The sequence below is a fragment of the Halotalea alkalilenta DSM 17697 genome, from assembly GCF_000621205.1.
GTDB classification, from domain to species: Bacteria; Pseudomonadota; Gammaproteobacteria; order Pseudomonadales; family Halomonadaceae; genus Halotalea; species Halotalea alkalilenta.
Map to the genome: position 1 here is coordinate 181,066 of NZ_JHYY01000014.1, position 20,039 is coordinate 201,104.

General features: G+C 65.4%; 15 protein-coding genes and 1 pseudogene. 6 read left to right on the forward strand and 10 right to left on the reverse strand.

Annotation, left to right across the window (positions count from 1 at the left end; genetic code table 11):
* Positions 1-25: 25 nt before the first annotated feature.
* Complete coding sequence (locus tag Q376_RS0101915; RefSeq protein ID WP_027348865.1) at positions 26-1,507, forward strand: bifunctional 2-methylcitrate dehydratase/aconitate hydratase; 1,482 nt, start codon at positions 26-28, stop codon at positions 1,505-1,507.
* 118 nt (positions 1,508-1,625) lie between these two features.
* Positions 1,626-2,846, forward strand: coding sequence for an MFS transporter (locus Q376_RS0101920; RefSeq protein WP_081803341.1), 1,221 nt, complete (start codon positions 1,626-1,628; stop codon positions 2,844-2,846).
* Between the two features lie 19 nt (positions 2,847-2,865).
* On the opposite strand, the gene Q376_RS0101925 is transcribed toward Q376_RS0101920, so the two are convergent.
* Positions 2,866-3,705: an FkbM family methyltransferase gene (locus Q376_RS0101925; RefSeq protein ID WP_027348867.1), complete on the reverse strand. Its 840-nt coding sequence runs from the start codon at positions 3,703-3,705 to the stop codon at positions 2,866-2,868.
* A gap of 975 nt (positions 3,706-4,680) precedes the next feature.
* Here Q376_RS0101925 and Q376_RS0101935 point away from each other — a divergent pair.
* Positions 4,681-5,544 carry a MurR/RpiR family transcriptional regulator gene (locus tag Q376_RS0101935; protein ID WP_027348868.1) on the forward strand — a complete coding sequence of 288 codons (864 nt, stop codon included), beginning with the start codon at positions 4,681-4,683 and terminating at the stop codon, positions 5,542-5,544.
* A gap of 37 nt (positions 5,545-5,581) precedes the next feature.
* On the opposite strand, the gene ppsA is transcribed toward Q376_RS0101935, so the two are convergent.
* Positions 5,582-7,963: a phosphoenolpyruvate synthase gene (gene ppsA, locus Q376_RS0101940; RefSeq protein WP_027348869.1), complete on the reverse strand. Its 2,382-nt coding sequence runs from the start codon at positions 7,961-7,963 to the stop codon at positions 5,582-5,584.
* Positions 7,964-8,246: 283 nt separating this feature from the next.
* Here ppsA and ppsR point away from each other — a divergent pair, with 283 nt between their 5' ends.
* A complete protein-coding gene (ppsR, locus tag Q376_RS0101945) occupies positions 8,247-9,080 on the forward strand; it encodes a posphoenolpyruvate synthetase regulatory kinase/phosphorylase PpsR (protein ID WP_027348870.1) in 834 nt (277 codons plus the stop codon).
* Positions 9,081-9,152: 72 nt separating this feature from the next.
* Here ppsR and Q376_RS21095 read toward each other — a convergent pair.
* The 8 genes and pseudogenes from Q376_RS21095 to manD form a co-directional block, all read right to left on the reverse strand.
* Positions 9,153-10,286, reverse strand: a pseudogene (locus tag Q376_RS21095) (SulP family inorganic anion transporter); the annotation flags it as partial.
* Positions 10,287-10,548: 262 nt separating this feature from the next.
* Complete coding sequence (uxuA, locus tag Q376_RS0101955) at positions 10,549-11,724, reverse strand: mannonate dehydratase (RefSeq protein WP_027348871.1); 1,176 nt, start codon at positions 11,722-11,724, stop codon at positions 10,549-10,551.
* Positions 11,724-13,181, reverse strand: a complete 1,458-nt coding sequence (locus Q376_RS0101960) for a mannitol dehydrogenase family protein (RefSeq protein WP_027348872.1) — start codon at positions 13,179-13,181, stop codon at positions 11,724-11,726. Before Q376_RS0101960 ends, uxuA begins: the two co-directional genes overlap by 1 nt.
* Positions 13,178-14,278: an Ldh family oxidoreductase gene (locus Q376_RS0101965; RefSeq protein ID WP_027348873.1), complete on the reverse strand. Its 1,101-nt coding sequence runs from the start codon at positions 14,276-14,278 to the stop codon at positions 13,178-13,180. The genes Q376_RS0101960 and Q376_RS0101965 overlap by 4 nt, the downstream gene beginning before the upstream one ends.
* Positions 14,279-14,281: 3 nt before the next feature.
* Positions 14,282-15,562, reverse strand: coding sequence for a TRAP transporter large permease (locus Q376_RS0101970; protein ID WP_027348874.1), 1,281 nt, complete (start codon positions 15,560-15,562; stop codon positions 14,282-14,284).
* Complete coding sequence (locus Q376_RS0101975; RefSeq protein ID WP_027348875.1) at positions 15,559-16,134, reverse strand: TRAP transporter small permease; 576 nt, start codon at positions 16,132-16,134, stop codon at positions 15,559-15,561. Before Q376_RS0101975 ends, Q376_RS0101970 begins: the two co-directional genes overlap by 4 nt.
* Before the next feature lie 42 nt (positions 16,135-16,176).
* Positions 16,177-17,187, reverse strand: coding sequence for a TRAP transporter substrate-binding protein (locus Q376_RS0101980; protein ID WP_081803342.1), 1,011 nt, complete (start codon positions 17,185-17,187; stop codon positions 16,177-16,179).
* Between the two features lie 41 nt (positions 17,188-17,228).
* Positions 17,229-18,440, reverse strand: a complete 1,212-nt coding sequence (gene manD, locus Q376_RS0101985; RefSeq protein WP_027348877.1) for a D-mannonate dehydratase ManD — start codon at positions 18,438-18,440, stop codon at positions 17,229-17,231.
* Positions 18,441-18,668: 228 nt separating this feature from the next.
* Here manD and Q376_RS0101990 point away from each other — a divergent pair, with 228 nt between their 5' ends.
* Together Q376_RS0101990 and Q376_RS0101995 are read left to right on the forward strand one after the other, a co-directional pair.
* Positions 18,669-19,415: an FCD domain-containing protein gene (locus Q376_RS0101990; protein ID WP_027348878.1), complete on the forward strand. Its 747-nt coding sequence runs from the start codon at positions 18,669-18,671 to the stop codon at positions 19,413-19,415.
* A gap of 144 nt (positions 19,416-19,559) precedes the next feature.
* Complete coding sequence (locus Q376_RS0101995; RefSeq protein WP_043445726.1) at positions 19,560-20,018, forward strand: hypothetical protein; 459 nt, start codon at positions 19,560-19,562, stop codon at positions 20,016-20,018.
* Positions 20,019-20,039 lie beyond the last annotated feature (21 nt).

Here is a 20,039-nt window from a genome sequence, read left to right on the forward strand (position 1 = left end):
TTCCCTCCCTCCAGGATTCCCATCGATGAGCGACCATTCAGACCTCAACCAGCGCCCCGACTACGACGCGGTGCTCCAGCGGATCGCCGACTACGTGCTCGATACCCCGATCGACAGCCGCGATGCCCTCGACACCGCGCGGCTGTGCCTGATGGATACCCTCGGCTGCGGCATGCTGGCGCTGCGCTTCCCCGAGTGCGTCAAGCACCTCGGCCCGATCGTGCCGGGCACGGTGGTGCCGTTGGGCGCCCGGGTCCCCGGCACCAGCTACGTGCTCGACCCGGTCCAGGCGGCCTGGAACATCGGCTGCCTGATTCGCTGGCTCGACTACAACGACTGCTGGCTGGCCGCCGAGTGGGGCCATCCCTCGGACAACCTCGGCGCACTGCTCGCGGTCAGCGACCATCTGTCCCAGCGCCGGATTGCACAGGGAGAGGCGCCCTTCAGCGTCGGCGAGCTGCTCGAGGCGATGGTCAAGGCCCATGAGATCCAGGGGGTGATGGCGCTGGAGAACTCGTTCAACCGGGTGGGCCTCGACCATGTAGTGCTGGTCAAGCTCGCCTCCACCGCGCTCAGCGCAAAGATGATGGGCGCCAGCCGCGAGCAGCTGCTCGCCGCACTCTCCCAGGTCTTCGCCGACGGCCAGGCGCTGCGCACCTATCGACACGCGCCCAACGCCGGGTCGCGCAAATCGTGGGCGGCGGGAGACGCCAGCGCCCGCGGGGTGCGCCTGGCCGACATCTCCATGCGCGGCGAGATGGGCATCCCCGGCGTCCTAAGCGCCCCCCAGTGGGGCTTTTTCGATGTCTCGTTCAGCCACTTCAATCGCGATCTCTCGCTCAAGCCCGAAGCCGAGCGGCGCTTCCGGCTCGAGCAGCCGTTCGCCAGCTACGTGATGGAGAACGTGCTGTTCAAGATCAGCTTCCCTGCGGAGTTCCATGCACAGACCGCCTGCGAGGCGGCGGTGCGGCTGCATCCCGAAGTGAAGGAGCGGCTCGAACGGATCAGCAGGATCCGCATCCGCACCCACGAGTCGGCGATCAGGATCATCTCCAAGCGCGGGGCGCTGGCCAACGCCGCCGATCGCGACCACTGCCTGCAGTACATGGTCGCGGTACCGCTCGCCTTCGGCGACCTGCGCGCGGAGCACTACGAGGACGAGTTCGCCGCCCAGCCGATCATCGACCAGCTGCGCGAGAAGATGGAAGTGGTCGAGGAGCCGCGCTTCTCGCGTGAGTACCTCGAAGCCGACAAGCGCTCGATCGCCAACGCCGTGCAGGTGTTCTTCGACGACGGCAGCTCGACCGAAGAGATCGTGGTCGAGTATCCCATCGGCCACCGCCGCCGCCGCGCCGAAGGCGCGCCGCTGCTCGAGGCCAAGTTCGCCGCCAACCTCGCCACTCGCTTCCCGCGCGGGCGCTCGGAGGAGATCCTCGCACTGTTCCGGGATTCCGCCCGGCTCGAGGCGATGCCGGTACACCGCTTCGTCGAGCTGTTCATCGGCTGAGCGCAGGCTTTGCGCCCGATCCAGCCTGGGCCGGGTGGGCCAAGCGCCGTCGCGGTGCTACACTGGATGCCATTTCCGGCCGAGCGGCGCTCGGCCGCGTCGCGTTCAAGGAACCTCGATGCCAGCCTCCCCGCCTTCCCGCGCCATGCGCTGGAGCGCCTTCTTCGCCGTGATCCTCGCCCTCGCCCTGGGCTTCGCCAGCAGTTCGATGCCGACCCCGCTCTACCCGCTGTATCAATTGGCGTGGTCGCTTCCGCCCAGCGCGCTGAGCTACATCTATGCCGGCTACATGTTCGGGGTACTCGGTGCGCTGCTGTTCTGCGGGCGCCTGGCCGATTCGATCGGCCGCTTCCGGGTGCTGCTCGCCGCACTCTGCCTGCTGCTGCTCGGACTCGGGATCTCCGCGCTGGTCTCGAGCGTACTGCCCATGGTGTTGGCGCGGATGATCGTCGGCTTCGCCAACGGCCTGCTGACCACCATCGCCGGCGCGGCGATGCTCGCCGCCCATCCGCGTGGCGATCGCCGCGTCGCCGCGGTCGCCACCTCCACCGCGATGGCGAGCGGCTTCGGCCTCGGCCCACTGATCGGCGGCACCATCGCCGAATCGATGCCAGCGCCCCTGCGCCTGCCCTACCTGGCGATGGGGCTGATCGCGCTGGCCGACCTGGCGCTTTTGCTCTACGCCCGGCGCGCGCTGGACGATCGCCGCCTCAAGACGCAGCACCCTGCGTTCAGGCTGCGTCCCAAGCTCACCCTGCCGAGCGAACCGGGCCCGAGGCGACTGTTCCTGCTGATGTCGCTGTGCATCTTCATGATGTTCGCGATCGTCGGCCTGATGGCCTCGCTGCTCCCCTCGCTGATCCACCAGCTCGGCCTGGGCCGCGGCCCTAGCGTCGTCGGCATCGCCTTCAGCCTGCTCGCCCTGGCCTCGGTGTGCGCCCAATTCGGCATGCGCCGGCTGCGCGCCAGCCGCGGCCTGCTGATCGGACTCGCCGCCCTGCTCGCCTCGATGGCCGCGCTGGTCGCCTGCCTTTTCTACCAATCCCCCAGCGCATTCTTCGCCAGCATGCTGTTCGCCGGCATCGGCCAAGGCTTGAGCCTGATGGAGACCAACCTGATCGCCTCCCACTGCGCCGAAGAGCACCACCGCACCACCACCATGGCCAGCTACTTCACCATCGCCTATCTCGGTGGCGTCGCCCCGGTAGTCGCGATCGGACTGCTCGCCGACTACCTCGGCCTCGAGCACGCCGTACAGCTGTTCTGCCTGATCTGCGCCCTGGTCATCGTCTTTCTCGCCCTGCGCGTCTCACGCTCCACGCGGGCCAGGGAGATTTGACCCGCCAGCGCCGTAGCCTCTACCCGATCGCGTGGTGCGGGGTGAAGTACTTGGCCGGGATGACATGCAACTTCTCCTCGGGAACCAGCAGGACATCATCGGCCCGCGCCGCGGTAAGGGGGTTGAAGGGAAACAGCTCGAGCCTACGCTCGTGCTCGTTTTTATATCTCCACCTTTTCACTCTCCCTATCACGCCCTTCCATTTGCTTTTTTCATAATTATCCAAAATCGCAAACAGTTCATATCGCTCCAACTTCAAGCCGTCCAAGAGATCATCCTGGGGATTCAAATACTCCATGATGATGATCGGACGGTTCACCTCTATCGACTCCTTCAACCCCTCCAGCACCTGTTTCTCATGCCCCTCCACATCGATTTTCATCAAATCTATGTTCTCGATCGCATGCGCATGTACGAAATCATCACCGCGGATCAAAAAGGTCCGCTCTTCGGCATAGTTGTTGGATTCCTCCTTGCTCAGACGACTGCCCCCAAGGTTGCCATCCATCTGCACGAATATCTTCGCTTCTCTACTGCTATCGGACAAAGCAACGTTAGAGATGAAAACGTTGGTCACGCCATTGTCCGCGACATTTTTCTCCAACAGCTTGTAAATGGAAGGCGCCGCCTCGAAGGCATAGACCTTCTCGGCCCCGATGGAAAATACGAGCGTGTGATTGCCGATGTTAGCACCGATATCCAGCACCACCGGACAATCGATGTTCGCCAAGACATCGAGAACAAAATCCAGCGTCCTGACATCATGCGCACCTTTTTTTAGTATCGAGAGAGTGATTTCATCATCCTCGATGCAACTCAACGTCTGGCCATACTTGTTTTCAATCTCGACGATGGACATATCCCTTTCCCGGCTCCCTTTCCCCCATCGCCTCCCAGCTATCGCTAGACGCGATAGTGAGAAGAGCGAATTCAGTGGCGAACGAAAGAGGGAATATCGGCCAGGTCAGGGATTGCTTTAGATTCATTCCCGTCGCGGCGGAGAGCACCCGCACTGCAAGAAAGCGACCCTGAGGATTATTAGTTCATGCCCACCTCTGTGGAGAACCCGGTTGGCCGTACTGGTTGATCATCGGAAAGTACGGTTCATCTTCATGCCGGTGGGGACCAGAGCCGCACGCTCGAAGCAAAGAAAAAGGTCGACGGTTCATCCCCACTGGCGCGGGGATCTGTCGCTCTGCTGGGCGACTCGGATGTTCACGACCGGTTCATCCCCGCTGGCGCGGGGAACGCCCCGTGGGGAACGCTCTAAATGTAACTAACTATTTTCATTGATGAAAATGGGGCGAGTGAAATCCACCATACAACCAGTCCATTTTTTTGCCGTTTATACCGCGGCGCTCACAGTGGCCCCAGCTGTCATTCACGCTGTTCGACCCTTGGATTGGCACCGGTCAGCACCGTGGCTGGATGGGCTTAGGCGAACCACTGGCCCGAGGCGACAAGGATGGCGGCGAGGCTTGGCGCACTGGCGGGCTCCAGGGTGAGGCCGGGGTGTTCGAAGCCGAGCCGCATGGCTGCCCGCGGATGAAGTAGTCGTGGCCTTCGACCCGGGCGTGAGCCGTTCATCATCATCACAGTCGACCCAGCCGGAGCAACCGCAACGGCTGCTCGTGATTGAGTCCGCGCGGCCGCTCGATCCAGCGCCGGCGCTCAGCGCGAGTCCGGCTGGAGGGACGGGATGATCTAGCCTGAATGTTGCGATCGTTCGAACAATAGGCAGAGGCAATGGAGAAAAAAAATTTCAGCAATTACTTTCCGATGATGGAAAATACCAGCGCTACGACCGCCCATGCCGCCTGCCCAGGAGCACTCCTTGCCACAGGATCTTGACCTGATCACCCGCATCACTGATCGCTTCGCTTCGCTGCGCGAGGCGGAGAAGCGGGTGGCGACGCTGATCTTCGAAGACATCGATTTCGTCATCTCGAGCAACATCACCCGGATCGCTGAGCGCGCGGGGGTCAGCGAGGCGAGCGTGACGCGTTTCAGCAAGGCGGCGGGCTGTACCAACGTGCGTGAGTTGAAGCTGGAGCTCGCTCAGTCGCTGGTGGTGGGCAGGCGGTTCATCGAGGAGGTGTATGAAGAGGACAGCATCGGTGCGGTCTACGAGGTGGCCAAGCAGACCTTGGATTTGAATCGCCAGCTGATCGAGGCGGCGGACCTGGAAGGTGCGTTGGACCTGCTCGATGGGGCGCGCCAGATCCTGGTCTTCGGTGCTGGAGGCGGTTCGACCGCGCTGGCCCAGGAGCTGCAGTTCCGCTTGATGCGCTTCGGCTATGCGGTGAGCGCCTACCATCAGGCGCTGCTGCCGCGCATGGCGGCGGCGACCTTGGACGGCGCCGACGTGGTGGTGGCGCTGTCCAGCACCGGGCACACCCCCGAGATCAATGACGCGGTGCGCCTCGCCCGGCGCAACGGTGCGAGCACCATAGGTCTGACCGCGACCGGCTCGCCGCTTGCCGATCACCTCGACATCCTGCTGCCGATCGCGACCCGTGAGAGCGATTTCGTCTACCACCCCTCGTCGTCGCGCTATGCCATGCTCGCGGCCATCGATGTGCTGGCGATGGGGCTGGCGCTGCGCCATCGCAGCCGCTCGCGGGACAAGCTGCGTCGACTGAAGCTGGCGCTCGACGCCCATCGCGGCGGCCCCGAGCGCCAGCCGCTCGGCGATTGAGCGACGGCCGACGGCGCCGGACGGTAGGTGCGGTCCGCTAGCCGCGGGACTGCGCCAGTGACAGCCAGGTCTTGACCACGGTGTCGGGGTTCAACGACAGGCTGTCGATCCCCTTCTCCATCAGCCAGGCGGCGAAGTCCTCGTGATCCGAAGGCCCTTGGCCGCAGATCCCGACGTACTTGCCCTGCGCCTTGGCGGCGTCGATCGCCATCGCCAGCAGTGCCTTGACTGCGTCGTCGCGCTCGTCGAACTGCGCCGACACCACGCCCGAGTCGCGGTCGAGCCCGAGGGTCAGCTGAGTCATGTCGTTGGAGCCGATCGAGAATCCATCGAAGTGCTCGAGGAAGCGCTCGGCGAGCAGGGCGTTGGAGGGCAGCTCGCACATCATGATCAGCTTGAGTCCGCCCTCGCCGCGCTTGAGCCCGTGGACGGCCAGGCTCTCGACCACCGCGGCCGCCTCGGCGACGGTACGCACGAACGGGATCATGATCTCGACGTTGTCGAAACCCATCACTTCGCGCACCCGCTTGAGCGCGCGGCACTCGAGCGCGAAGCACTCGCCGAACTCCTTGGAAACGTAGCGTCCGGCGCCGCGGAAGCCGAGCATCGGGTTCTCCTCGCGGGGCTCATAGCGCTCGCCACCGATCAGGTTGGCGTACTCGTTGGACTTGAAGTCCGACATCCGCACGATCACCCGCTTCGGCCAGAATGCGGCCGCGAGGGTGGCGATCCCTTCGGTCAGGCGGGCGATGTAGAACTCGACCGGGTCGTCGTAGCCGGCCATCCGCTCGGTGATCTGCGCGCGCAGCTCGGGGCTCTGCTGCTCGAACTCGAGCAGTGCCCTGGGGTGCACGCCGATCATCCGGTTGATGATGAACTCGAGCCGCGCCAGGCCGACGCCGTCGTTCGGCAGCTGGGCGAAGTCGAAGGCGCGGTCGGGATTGCCGACGTTCATCATGATCTTGACCGGCAGCGCCGGCAGCTGGTCGATGCTGGCGGCGGACACCTCGAAGGCGAGCTCGCCGGCGTAGACGTAGCCGGTGTCCCCTTCCGCGCAGGAGACCGTCACCGCCTCTCCATCGGACAACCGCTCGGTGGCGTTGCCACAGCCCACCACCGCCGGGATGCCCAGCTCGCGGGCGATGATCGCGGCATGGCAGGTGCGCCCGCCGCGGTTGGTGACGATCGCCGACGCGCGCTTCATGATCGGCTCCCAGTCGGGATCGGTCATGTCGGTGACCAGCACGTCGCCGCGCTCCACCCGATGCATCTGGTCGATACTGGCGATCACCTTGACCGGACCGGCGCCGATCTTCTGTCCGATCGCGCGCCCTTCGATACGCACTTCGCCGCGCTTGGCGAGCTGGTAGCGCTCCATCACTTGATTGCGCGAGCGCACCGTTTCCGGGCGGGCCTGGACGATGAAGAGCTCGCCGCTGTGGCCATCCTTGGCCCACTCGATATCCATCGGGCGGCCATAGTGGCGCTCGATCGTCAGCGCCTGCCGGGCGAGCGTCTCCACCTCCTCGTCGCAGAGGCTGTAGCGGCGCGCCTCGTCGGGCGCCACCTCCTCGATCCGCACCTGCTTGCCGTGGCCGCGGTCGTCGGCGTAGACCATCCGCTCGCGCTTCGAGCCCAGCGTTCGGCGTACCACCGCGGGCCGTCCGGCCTCGAGGGTCGGCTTGTGGACGTAGAACTCGTCCGGATTGACCGCCCCCTGCACCACCATCTCGCCGAGCCCGTAGGCCGAAGTGATGAACACCACCTGGTCGAAGCCCGACTCGGTATCGAGAGTGAACATCACCCCGGAGCAGGCGAGGTCCGAGCGCACCATACGCTGGACCCCGGCGGATAGCGCGACGCCGCGATGGTCGTAGCCCTGGTGGACGCGGTAGGAGATCGCGCGGTCGTTGAAAAGCGATGCGAAGACGTGCTTGACCGCCTCCATGATCGCATCGATCCCCTGGACGTTGAGGAAGGTCTCCTGCTGGCCGGCGAAGGAGGCGTCCGGCATGTCCTCGGCGGTAGCGGACGAGCGCACCGCGAAAGAGACGTCGGCATCGCCGTCCGAGAGCTGCTCGTAGGCTTCGCGGATGGCCCGATCGAGCCCGGGTTGGAACGGCGTCTCGAGCACCCAGCGACGAATCTCCCGGCCCGCCGCGGCCAGCGCCTGGGTATCGTCGATGTCGATCGCATCGAGACGCTCATATATACGTTTATTTACGCCACTTTGATCCAGGAATTCATTAAAAGCATGCGCCGTAGTGGCGAATCCGTCCGGAACGGTAACTCCCAGGTCCGTAAGATTAGTAATCATCTCACCCAAAGAGGCATTCTTCCCGCCGACCGACTCAACATCATCCATGCCAATTTGGTGATACCAAAGAACATTTTCGACCTCGCCCACGACGTTGGACATGATCTTACACCTCTCTTTGAAATCAAAAAGATACGAAACATTCCGACTTTTTTGTAAGTCAATCACGCAGGGATTAAGCCGAGCCGAGATTATCACAGCCCATCCTCAAGAAAACATATTTTAATTTTCAGCCAGAATGTTCCTTTTCGCCATTTACATTACACGAGCGATTGGACAACCAAATTAGAATCAGTCACTTTAACCGTTGTCCGTGGCATATCGCCCGCGCGCCGTCGGGCACGCGCGTCCGATGCGGGGCGCAGGGCACGAATGGGAAACGAGCATGGAAAACCAGGTCACTCGCGCGGTGTTCTACGTCTCCGACGGCACCGCGATCACCGCCGAGGCGATCGGCCATGCGGTACTGTCGCAGTACCCGGTCAGCCTGACCCAGCACATCCTGCCGTTCGTCGAGACGGTCGAACGGGCGCGGGAGATCCGCACCCGGATCGATGAGATTTACGCTCGCAGCGGATGCCGGCCGCTGGTGTTCTACTCGATCGTCGCTGAGGAGGTGCGTGAGCAGATCGTCGCCAGCCAAGGCTTCTGCCAGGACATCCTCGCCGCGCTGGTTTCGCCGCTGCAGCAGGAGCTCGGCGTGCCGCCGCAGTCGACCCTCAGGCGCACCCACGGCCTGACCAAGCACAACTTCGAGCGCTACGACGCGCGGATAGCCGCGATCGACTACACCCTCGCCCACGACGACGGCATGTCGCTGCGCCAGCTCGACCAAGCCGAGGCGATCCTGCTCGGGGTATCACGCTGCGGCAAGACCCCGACCAGCCTGTACCTGGCGATGCAGTTCGGCATCCGCGCGGTGAACTACCCCTTCATCGCCGACGACATGGACGTGCTGACCCTGCCCCCCGGCCTTCGCCCCCACCACGACAAGCTGTTCGGGCTGACCATCGATCCCGAGCGCTTGGCGGTGATCCGCGAGGAGCGCCGCAGCGGCAGCCTCTACGCCTCGCTGCGCCAGTGCCGGCTGGAGATCACCGAGGTCGAGGCGCTCTACCGCCGCCATGGCATTCCGCATCTGAACACCACCAACCATTCGGTGGAAGAGATCTCGACCAAGGTGATCGAGATGCTCGGCCTCGAACGACGGATGTTCTGAGCCGATCGATCGCGCGGATCAGCGATTTCGCTCGTTCACCGCCCGCACGCCGCAGCGTTCGAGGCAGAACGTCAGCGACACGCCGGCGATCACGCCGAGCGCGAGGTTGTGGGTGGCGAGCACGATGCCCATGGTGGCCAGCATCACCAGGCTGGCGCCGGGAGGCTGGCGGCGCATGTCGTGTACCGAAGCCCAGTTGATCGTGGTCAGCGCGACCATGATCATTACCGCCACCAGCGCCGCCATCGGGATCAGCGCCACCCAGTCACCGAGGAACACCACCAGCACCAGCAGACCCAGCCCGGCGGTCATGGTCGAGAGCCGGGTATAGCCGCCCGATCTCACGTTGATCACCGTCTGGCCGATCATCCCGCAGCCCGCCATGCCGCCGAACAGCCCGGTGACCAGGTTGGCGATGCCCTGGCCGCGGCACTCGCGGTTCTTGTCGCTCTCGGTACTGGTCATCTCGTCGACCACCTCCGCGGTCATCAGCGACTCCATCAGCCCGACCAGCGCCATGGTCGCCGAATAGGGCAGGATGATCGCAAGCGTCTCCAGGTTCCAAGGGACATCGGGGATCAAAAAGCTCGGCAGGTCTTCGGGTAGAGCGCCGATATCGCCGACCCGGTGCAGCTCCAGCCCCCACCATACCGACACCAGGGTCAGCGCCACGATGCACACCATCGGCGACGGAATGGCCCGGGTCAGGCGTGGAAACAGGTAGATGATCAAAAGCCCCGCGACGACGATCGCCAGCACCGGCCAGAAGCCGGACCAGCCGGCGCGATAGAACTCAGGCAGCTGGGCGAGCAAGACCATCACCCCCAGCGCGTTGAGAAAGCCCCCTACCACCGGCGCAGTGACGAAGCGCATCAGGTCACCGATCCTCAGCACCCCGGCGATGAATTGCAGCACTCCGGTCAGAATCCCCGCGGCGAACAGATACTGAAGACCGTGATCGCGCACCAGCCCGACCATCAGCAGCGCCATCGCCCCGGTCGCCGCCGAGATCATCGCGGGGCGGCCACCCGTAATCGAGATCGTCACCGCCATGGTGAACGAGGCGTAGAGCGCCACCTTGGGATCGACCCCGGCGATTGCCGAGAACGCCAGCGACTCAGGAATCAGCGCCAGCGCCACCACCAGCCCAGCCAATACGTCCCGGCGCAGGTTGCCGAGCCAGTTGCGCTTCAACCAATCGATCAAGGGTGCCGTCCAATCATTCGTCGGGGTCGCGCAAAGGCTCGCTCGGGCGACAAAAGGTTTAAGTCTAAAGACAGACAACACCCTAAGCCAGGTCGCCGGGATCAATTACGGGCTCGGGATACGCGGAAGTTCTCCAACCACGCCTCACCGCCCCGCTCGCTCCCTCGACTGGCGCTCTCCACTGCCTCGCTGAGGCCCGAGCTTGACGCGTATGAGCGCCGCTCGAGGCCACCGCGCATGCCCCGAGGGGATGTACGATCGCTCAGCCCAATGCCCGCACCGCACGCTCGACCCCGCGCAGCTCGGCAAGCCCCTTGAGCCGACCGATCAATGGATAGCCGGGCGCGGTGGTACGCACCAGATCGTCGAGCAGCCGATGACCATGGTCGGGGCGCAGCGCCAGCCGTGCGCCCCCCTCGCGTTCGCGACGGCGCTCCTCTGCGACCAGCGCGCGGATCACCTCGACCATATCGACATCGCCATCGAGGTGCGGCGCTTCGATGAAGCTGCGCGGCTCGTCCACATCGCGCCGGGTGGCACGCAGGTGGACGAAGTGGATGCGCGGGGCGAAACGCTCGATCATCTCGACGAGCCGGTTGTCGGCGCGCACGCCGAACGAACCGGTGCAGAAGGTCAGCCCGTTGGCCGGACTCGGACACGCCTCGAACAGCCAGTCGACATCGGCGGCGGTGGAGAGCACCCGGGGCAGACCGAGCAGCGGCCGCGGCGGGTCGTCCGGGTGGATGCCAAGCCGCATACCCAAGGACTCGGCGAGCGGGGCCACTTCGCGGATGAAGTGGCCGAGATTCTCGCGCAGCCGCGCGGCGTCGATCTCGTCGTAGGCGGCCAGCGCCGCGCGCAGCTGATCCAGCGTATAGCCCTCTTCCGCCCCCGGCAGCCCCTTGATCAGGGTCGCGACCAGCCGCGCCCGCGATGGCTCGTCCAGTTCGGCGTAGCGGCGCCGGGCCTGCTCGATCTCAGCGCTCGTGTATTCCTCCTCCGCCCCCGGTCGCTCAAGGATGCAGAGCTCGAAGACCGCAAAGTCGCGCTGGTCGAAACGCAGCGCGTCGCCGCCTCCGGGCAGCGGCCAAGCGAGCTCGGTGCGGGTCCAGTCGAGCACCGGCATGAAGTTGTAGCAGACCGTATCGATCCCCTCGGCGGCGAGGTGGCGAAGCGTGCGCCGGTAGGCCTCGATCAACTCATCGCGCTCTGGCCGCCCCTGCTTGATCGCCTCGTGCACCGGCACGCTCTCGACCACCGACCAGCGAAGCCCCGCCGCCTCGATCATCTCGCGGCGCGCGCGAATCGCCTCGCGCGGCCACGCCTCGCCGTTGGGAATCTCGTGCAGCGCAGTGACCACACCGGTGGCGCCGGTCTGGCGCAGCTCCGCGAGGGTGATCGGGTCGTGGGGGCCAAACCAGCGCCAGGTATGTTCCATCATCGGCTCTCCATCGCATCCTCGAGCGCCGCTTCGACACCACGCTCATCGATCGCCCGGTAGGCTTCGGCCACAGCGCGAGTGGCGCGGTGATCGCCCGCCAGACCCGGGTGGAAAATCGCGCGCTCGCAAAGCAAAGCCTCGACCCGCTGGTCGGACGGCCGCGCGGCGACCGCGAACAACAGCTCGGCGAGCGGGTCGTCGAGTTCACCCGTGCCGCTGGCGGCGACGATGAATGCAAGCCACCCCGCCAGTCCAAGCGCCGTGACCGCGATGCCGCGCCCCGCCGCGAGATTGGCCTCCAGGCCGCTCAGCCAGCGCTGGGGCAGCTTCTGCGAGCCATCCATCGCGATCTGGTCGAGCCGGTGGCCGAGGCTCGGATTGGCGAAGCGCTCGAGCAGCGATCCAGCGTAAGCGGCAAGCTCCTGCGCCCCTGGCGTTCCCGGCGCGTCGAGGCTGGGCGCCGCTTCCTCCTCCAGGTAGCGCTCGAGCACCCGGCGCAGGCGCGGATCGAGCACCGCCTGATCGACCGTGCGATGGCCCAACGCAAGGCCGAGATAGGCGAGCAGGGAGTGGCTGCCGTTGAGCATCCGCAGTTTCATCTCCTCGAACGGTGCCACCGAGGCCACCATGGTCACCCCGACCCGCTCCCAGTCCGGCCGGCCGAGCGGAAAGCGATCCTCGATCACCCACTGGCTGAACGATTCGCAGGCCAGGGCATCGGGATCGGACACGCCCAGCTCGCCGAGCCGCGAACGGGTGGTCTCATCGACGCGCGGCACGATGCGATCGACCATGCTCGAAGGGAAAGCGACTTGCGCCTCGATCCACCCGGCGAGTGCAGGGTCGCGCAGCGCGGCGAGCCGGACCACCGCGCTGCGCACGCGCTCGCCATTGGCGGCGAGATTGTCACAGCTGAGCACGGTGAACGGGGCGGTTCCCCGCGCCCGCCGCTCGGCCAGAGCGGCGACCAGCAGCCCCGGCGCGCTGCGCGGACGGTCGGGATGCTCGAGGTCGTGGAGGATCGACGGATCGCGCTCATCGAGCGCGCCGTCGCTCGGTTGCAGGCAGTAGCCTTTCTCGGTCACCGTGAGGGTGACGATGCGGGTGGCGGGCGCCACCAGCGTTTCGAGCAGCGCCTCGAGCTCCTCCCCTTCAGGCCCGGTGTAGCGCACCTGGGCGATCGAGGCGATCTCGCGCACCGTCACGCGCTGGTCGTCGGCATACTCGACGACTTGGTAGCGGTAGCCCGCCACCCGCAGGCGGGCGACCAGCCCGCGATTGGCACGCAGGTTGGCGGCCTCGATACCCCAGCGCGGGTCGCCGCCCGCATTCAGCCAGCGCTGCAGATAGACCGCCTGGTGCGCACGGTGGAAGGCACCGAGCCCAAGATGAACGATACCCACCGCGCTCGGTAGTACGCTTGCCGGTCGATGCTCGATCAGCCTCGGGGTCATGAGCGCGGCCCACCTTCCCTCGCGCTGGGGAGGGTCACGCCGAACCGCGCCGCGAGCCCCTCCAGGGTCGCCACCACCCCCGCTTCCAGCGGGACACCCTCGATCTGCGCACGCTCCTCGCGTTCGCTCTCCACCAGCCCTGAGTAGTAAACCCGCTCCTCGCCCTCGGCGGGAGGCGACTCGCGCAGCGCCGCGAGCATCCGGTCCATGTCGGCGCGAAACTGCTCCGGAGGACGGAACAGGTCGATTCTGAAGGCGGCGAAGAAATGTCCCATGCGCCCGGCGCTGGCCCCGCTGTCACGCAGCTGCGCGCCGAAACCGTGGGCCGAGAGCACACCGCTCAGGATATCGACCATCACCGCCAGGCCGTAGCCTTTGTGCCCGCCATGGCTGGTGCCGAGCCCGCCGAGTGGCAACAGCCCACCCCCTGCGTGGCGTCTCATCTCGTCGAGCAGCGCAGGACCATCGAAGGCCGTCGCACCACGAGCATCGACCGCCCAGCCCGCCTCGAGCGGCTGGCCCTGTCGCGCGCGCACCTCGATCTTGCCGCGCGGCACCGCGGTGGTCGCCATGTCGAGCACGAAGGCGCGCTCATCGCCGGCCGGGGCGGCGAAGGCGAGCGGATTGGTGCCGAACATCGCTTCACGACCGAAGGTCGGCACACCCAGCGCTGCGGTGTTGGTCATCACCAGGCCGATCATGTCGTGCTCGAGCGCCTGCATCGCATACCAGCAGGCGATACCGAAGTGGTTGGAGTCGCGCACCGTGGCCATGCCGATGCCGTGGGCACGGGCCTTGTCGAGCGCGGCGCTCATGCCGGCCTGGGCCGCGTGGGTGCCCATCGCGCCGTGGGCATCGATCGCACACGAAAGCGGCGTATCGTGCACCACCTCCAGCACCGCGGCCGGGTCGATCGCGCCGTCCTCGAGTCCCGCCAGATAGCGCGGCAGCCGCGCGAGGCCGTGGGAGGCAAGCCCCCGCGCATCGGCCGCCACCAGGACTTCCGCGGCCTGGCGTGCCTGGAGGTCGGGGAGCCCGGCGGCGGCGAGCACCGCATGGGCGAAATCGATCAGTGAACTGCGTGTAAAGCGTGGCATCACTCAACCTCCTGCGAACAAGGAAGGCAACCACAGCGACAGGGCGGGCACGTAGGACACCAGCAGCAGCACCACCAGGTTGCAGAGTATGAACGGAGCGATCGCCTTGACCACGGTGACCATCGACAGCTTGCCAATACCCGCGACCACGAACAAGCAAACGCCGACCGGAGGGGTGGTGAGACCGATCATCAGGTTGAGCACCATCACGATCGCGAAGTGGATCGGGTCCATGCCGACGCCGGTGGCGACCCCCAGCAGCGCGGGGAAGAGGATCAGCAGGGCGGCGATCGTCTCCATGAACGCGCCGATCAGCAATAGCAGCAGGTTGATGATCAAAATCACCACCAGCGGGTTGTCGCTGATGCCGAGGATCAGGTCGGCGATCATCTGCGGAATCTGCTCGCTGGTGAGGATCCAGCCGAACAGATTGGCGAAACCGACCAGCAGCATCAGCGAGGCGGAGGTGAGCACCGTCTCGCTCAGCACCATGCGCAGGTTGTGCCAGGTGATTCCTTTGTAGACCAGGCAGCCGACCACCAGCGCATAGAGGCTGGCGACGATGGACGCCTCGGTCGGGGTGAAGAACCCGCCGATGATGCCGTAGAGGATGATCACCGTCATCAGCAGCGCCCAGAATGCACTGCGTCCCTCCTTCAGCACCCGGCGCAGTGACGCCCGGGGCTCGCGCGGATAGCCGCGCCTCAGGGCGATCAAATAGACGGTGACCATCATCGCGATGCAGAGCATGACGCCGGGCACCACACCGGCCAGGAACATGCTGCCGACCGAGATCCCGCTCAGCGAGCCGGCGATGATCATCGGCACGCTCGGCGGCAGCATCGGCGCGATGGTCGAGGAAGCCGCGGTGACCGCGGCGGCGAACGGCTTGTCGTAGCCCGCCTTGGCCATGCCCGGAATCATCACCGAGCCGAAGCTCGCCGCGTCGCCCACCGCGGTGCCGGAGATCCCGCCGAAAATCATCGAGCCGCCGACGTTGGCGAGCCCCAGCCCGCCGCGCACGTGACCCAGCAGCGCGTTCGAGAAACGGATGATGTTCTCGGTGATGTTGCCGACGTTCATCAGGTTGCCGGCGAGCACGAAGCCGGGAATGCACAGCAGCACGAACGAGTCGATGCCCGAATACATCCGCAGCGGTACCACCGCCAGGGGAATGCCCTCGACCAGCAGATAGACCAGCGAGGCGATACCCAGGCAGAAGGCGATCGGGATGCCCAACAGCATCAGGCCGAGAAAGATCACGAACAGCAGCACGACCATCATGGCGCCGACCTCCCAGTGCTTGCGGGCGCACCGCGCGCCAGTGCATTGACGCCTTCGGCGACACCGATCAGGCCATAGAGCGCGACCAGGCCGAACAGCGCCACCGAAGAGCAGAACATGTAGATCATCGAAACCCCCAGCGTCGGCGAATGCTGCCAGAGGCCGATGCGCGCGTACTGCCAGGCATGCGGGAGCACGATCAGGGCGAACGCGCCGGCCATCGCCGAGGAGAAGATCAGAAACAGCGCCTGCCCGCGCGGGCCGAGCCAGTCGTGGAAGAGCTCGACGCTGAGGTTGCGCCGGCGATGCACCACCACGCCTGCCGACATCGCCACCATGTAGATGAACAGGTAGCGCGAGAGCTCCTCCGTCCAGGAAAGGGTGAATGGCAGCAGCAGCCGCACCACGATCTGCAGAGTCACCGTCGCCGCCAGCCCGACCAGCGCGCAGATGGCGACCGCCATCAGCAACCGGTCGAGCTGCGCTATCGCTCTGCCCGCGAGGCCGGGAAGCTCGGGCACCGAGCCGAGCGCGCTGCGCTCGTCGATCGCATCCAATCCGGAATCACTCATGCTGGAATACTCCGTACGGGGGAGATACCGGGTGATCCGGGCTCAGAGCGCCTGGATCTTTTCGAACAGCGCCCGCTGCTCCTCGTCGAGCGCACCGAGCACCGCCTCCCGCGCCTGCTCGGCGAATGCTTCCTGGTCGACCTCGACGAACACCATGCCCCGCTCGCGCAGCGTCTGGTCCAAGCGCTGCTGGTCCTGTTCGAACAGCTCGGCGTGGTAGCGCTGCATCTCGTCGGCGGCCTCGCGCACTACTCGCTGGAGCTCTTCTGGCATGCGCTCGAGCTGGCGCTGGCCGATCACCACGTAGATCCAGCCACGCACGTGATGGGTCAGGCTGACATGGCTCTGCACTTCGAACAGGCTGCCGCTTTCGATCAGATCGAGCGGGTTCTCCTGCCCTTCGATGGTGCTCTGCTGCAGCGAGGTGAACACCTCGCTGAACGCCATCGGCGTCGGCCGCGCGCCGAGCGCTTGCCAGGTAGCCACGAACAGCGGCACGTTGGGTACGCGCAAGCGGATTCCGCGCAGGTCGTCGGGATGGGATATGGGGCGGTTGGCGGTCAGCTCCCGCGGGCCGCGCTCGAGCCAGGTCAGTGGGATCAGCCCGGTGCGCTGGTTGATCTGCGCACCGATCTCCTCGCCCACCTCCCCCTCCACCGCCCGGCGCAGCTGCTCCCTGTCGCGAAACGCGTAGGGCGCGGCCATCAGTGCGGCCTTCGGCGCCCAGTTCTGCAGGCTCTCGCCGGTGATGGTCATGTCGGCGATGCCCAGCTGGATGCTGTTGATCATGTCGAGCTCGCCGCCCAGCTGGTCGCTCGGATAGACCCGCACCTCGATGCGGCCGCCCGAATCGGCTTCGACCCGCTCCTTGAAACGCAGCGCCGCCCTGTGCCAAACGTTGTGCTGGTTGGCCAGATGGCCGAACTTGAGCACGTACTCGGCCGCCTGCGCCGGCTGTACCACGCATAGCGAGAACGCGACGCACAGGCCGAACCCGATCAGTCCGGCGGCGCGGCAGCGGTGCCATCGCCTTGGGGGTTGAATCGCTGTCATCGAGTGATTTCCTCACCTCTCGTCGAGTGCGCAAGAGACGCTCACCAATGCCAGAGCGTGCCGTCGAGCAGCCGGTTGACCGGCAGGCTGGCGCGTCGATAGGGAAAACGCGCGGCCAGCTCCTCATCGATGTCGACGCCGTGCCCAGGGGTCTGGCCGGCGATGAAGTGGCCATCCTCGAAGCGGTAATCGTGGGGGAATACCTCGTCGACCACGGCTTCGTGAGGCATGTATTCCTGGATGCCGAAGTTGGGTACCCAGGTATCGAAGTGGATCGCCGCTCCCATGCACACCGGCGACAGGTCGGTGGCGCCATGGAAGCCGGTGCGGACGTGATGAAGGGCGGCGAAGTCGGCGATCCGCCGTACATGGGTGATCCCGCCGGCGTGGGTCAGGGAGGTGCGGATGTAGTCGATCCAGTGGCTCTCGATCAGCGCCTTGCAGTCGTGGATCGAGTTGAACACTTCGCCGACGGCGAGCGGCGCGGTGGTGTGCTGACGAATCAGCGCAAAGGCGTCCTGTTCCTCCGCCGGTACGCAATCCTCCAGCCAAAAGGGATGGAACTCCTCCACCTCCTTGCCGAGCCGCGCGGCCTCGATCGGGGTCAATCGATGGTGGACGTCGTGGAGCAGGTGGAGTTCGTTGCCGAAGCGCTGGCGCGCGGCGGCGAAGAGCTTGGGTGCGTGGTCGAGATAGCGGGCGGTATCCCAGACGTGCTCGGCGGGCAGCTCGGCGTCGGCCGGCTCGTAGCGCTCGCCGCTCTTCTTGGCCACGCCATAGGTGGTCGCCATGCCGGGGATGCCGCACTGCACCCGCACAGCCCTGTAGCCGAGCTCGACATGTCTTTGCACCTCATCGAGACAGCTTTCGATGTCGCGCCCGGTGGCATGGCCATAGACCATCACCCGCTCGCGACTGGGGCCGCCCAGCAACTGGTGCAGGGGGAGGCCCGCGACCTTGGCCTTGATATCCCAAAGCGCGATGTCCACCGCCCCGATCGCGCTCATCGTCACCGGACCACGACGCCAGTAGGCCCCACGGTAGGCGTAATGCCAGATATCCTCGATCGCCGCCGGGTCACGGCCGATCAGCGTCGGCAGCAGGTGCTCTTCGAGGTAGGCCACCACCGCCAGTTCGCGGCCGTTCAGCGTGGCATCGCCAATGCCGTAAAGTCCCTCGTCGGTCTCGATTTTCAGCGTCACCAGGTTTCGCCCTGGAGAGCAGACAATCACTCTCGCCCGCGTGATCTTCATAGCATCCCTCTGCCTCGATGGTGGCTATCTCGCATGACCATGGTGCGATGCTAAGCGGTTGTCCTTTTTATTGGCATACCAATCAAGACCTATGTCTCGATATACCTTGGTTAAATGGCATACCAATTTGACGCACGAATGCATCGATGCGACTTGGCGCCGCGACGGATGCCCGCGAGTGACCGCTCAGGTAGGATGAAGATGTTGGCATGCCAAAAGGAGTGCAAAATGGCGCAGCGCCAGTATCAGCACATCGCCGCGCGCTTGAAGCAAGAGCTCACCGACCAGACCTTCGTGGTCGGCACCCGGCTGCCGACCGAGCGCGACTACGCGCAGCGTTTCGAAGTCAGCCGCACGGTGGTGCGCGAGGCCTTCATCATGCTCGAGATCGAAGGTTGGGTGGAGGTACGCAAGGGCTCGGGCACCTATCTGCTCGAGCGTCCGGCACGCTCACCGGCGGACGGGGACGAGGAGATCGGTCCGTTCGAGCTGCTCGACGCGCGCCAGGTGGTCGAAAGCGCCATCGCCGCCCACGCCGCGCAGCGGATCAGCAAGGCGGAGCTGCTTGCGCTCTCGTCACTGCTGGAGCGCGAACGCGAGCTGCTGGCGCGCGAGGAAGCCGGGCAGCGCGATTTCGAGGCAGCCGACTCCACCGACCAGGCCTTCCACCTCGGCATCGCCCGGGCGAGCCAGAACGCCATGCTGGTCGAGATCGCCCAGCGACTCTGGGAACAGCGCAGGAGTACGATGTGGCGCAGGCTGCACGGCAGGATCCTGGACTTTTCCTATCGCGGGGAGTGGCTCGAGCATCACCAACGGATCCTCGCCATGCTGCGCAAGCGAGATGAAGAGGGAGCGCGGGACGCGATGTGGAACCATATCGAGCGGGTCAAGGAGGTGCTGTTCGCGCTCTCCGACACCGACGACCCCGGGTTCGACGGTTTCCTCTTCGATACTCCCACCGCCGCGCACTGAACCCACGATAGGGGCGAAACGGATATTCATCTTCGGGGCTTTGCTCGCGATGGCCTCTGCGGGTAGTCTTTGCCGGCGGTAACGGGACGTCCAGGTGGTCATGGCATCCGTGCGCCGCACCCGAATTCGAGGAGGAACCGTACCATGTCGTTGTCGCTGTTCAAGACTTTGTCGACCGCAGTGCTGATCACGCTCGGAGTTCTCGTGGCCCAGGCGGCCCAGGCTCGCGATACCTTCTACATGCTGCCCTTTCGCGATGTCCTCGCGCTGCCCGAAGCGCAGTCCAAGCTCGATCCGTCGATCCGGCTCTACTTCGGCAACCAGTTGCACCCCGAGATCATCACTCGCCGCGGCGGTTACTACACTGATCGCAAGACCAATTCAGTGCTCAAGTCCGACGAAGGCGCCTGCCGTTGGGTCGCGCTGTCGGCGCTGATCAACCTGCAGGAGCGCGCCCGGGCGGTCGGCGCCAATGCCGTGGTCAACATCTCCAGCTACTACAACCAGCGCGAGAACGTCGACAACGAAAACTACGAGTGCCATGCCGGCAACGTGGTCGCGGGCGTGGCGCTGAAGGGCGACATGGTGACGATCTCCAACTGAGCGATGCGTCTCGTGCATACG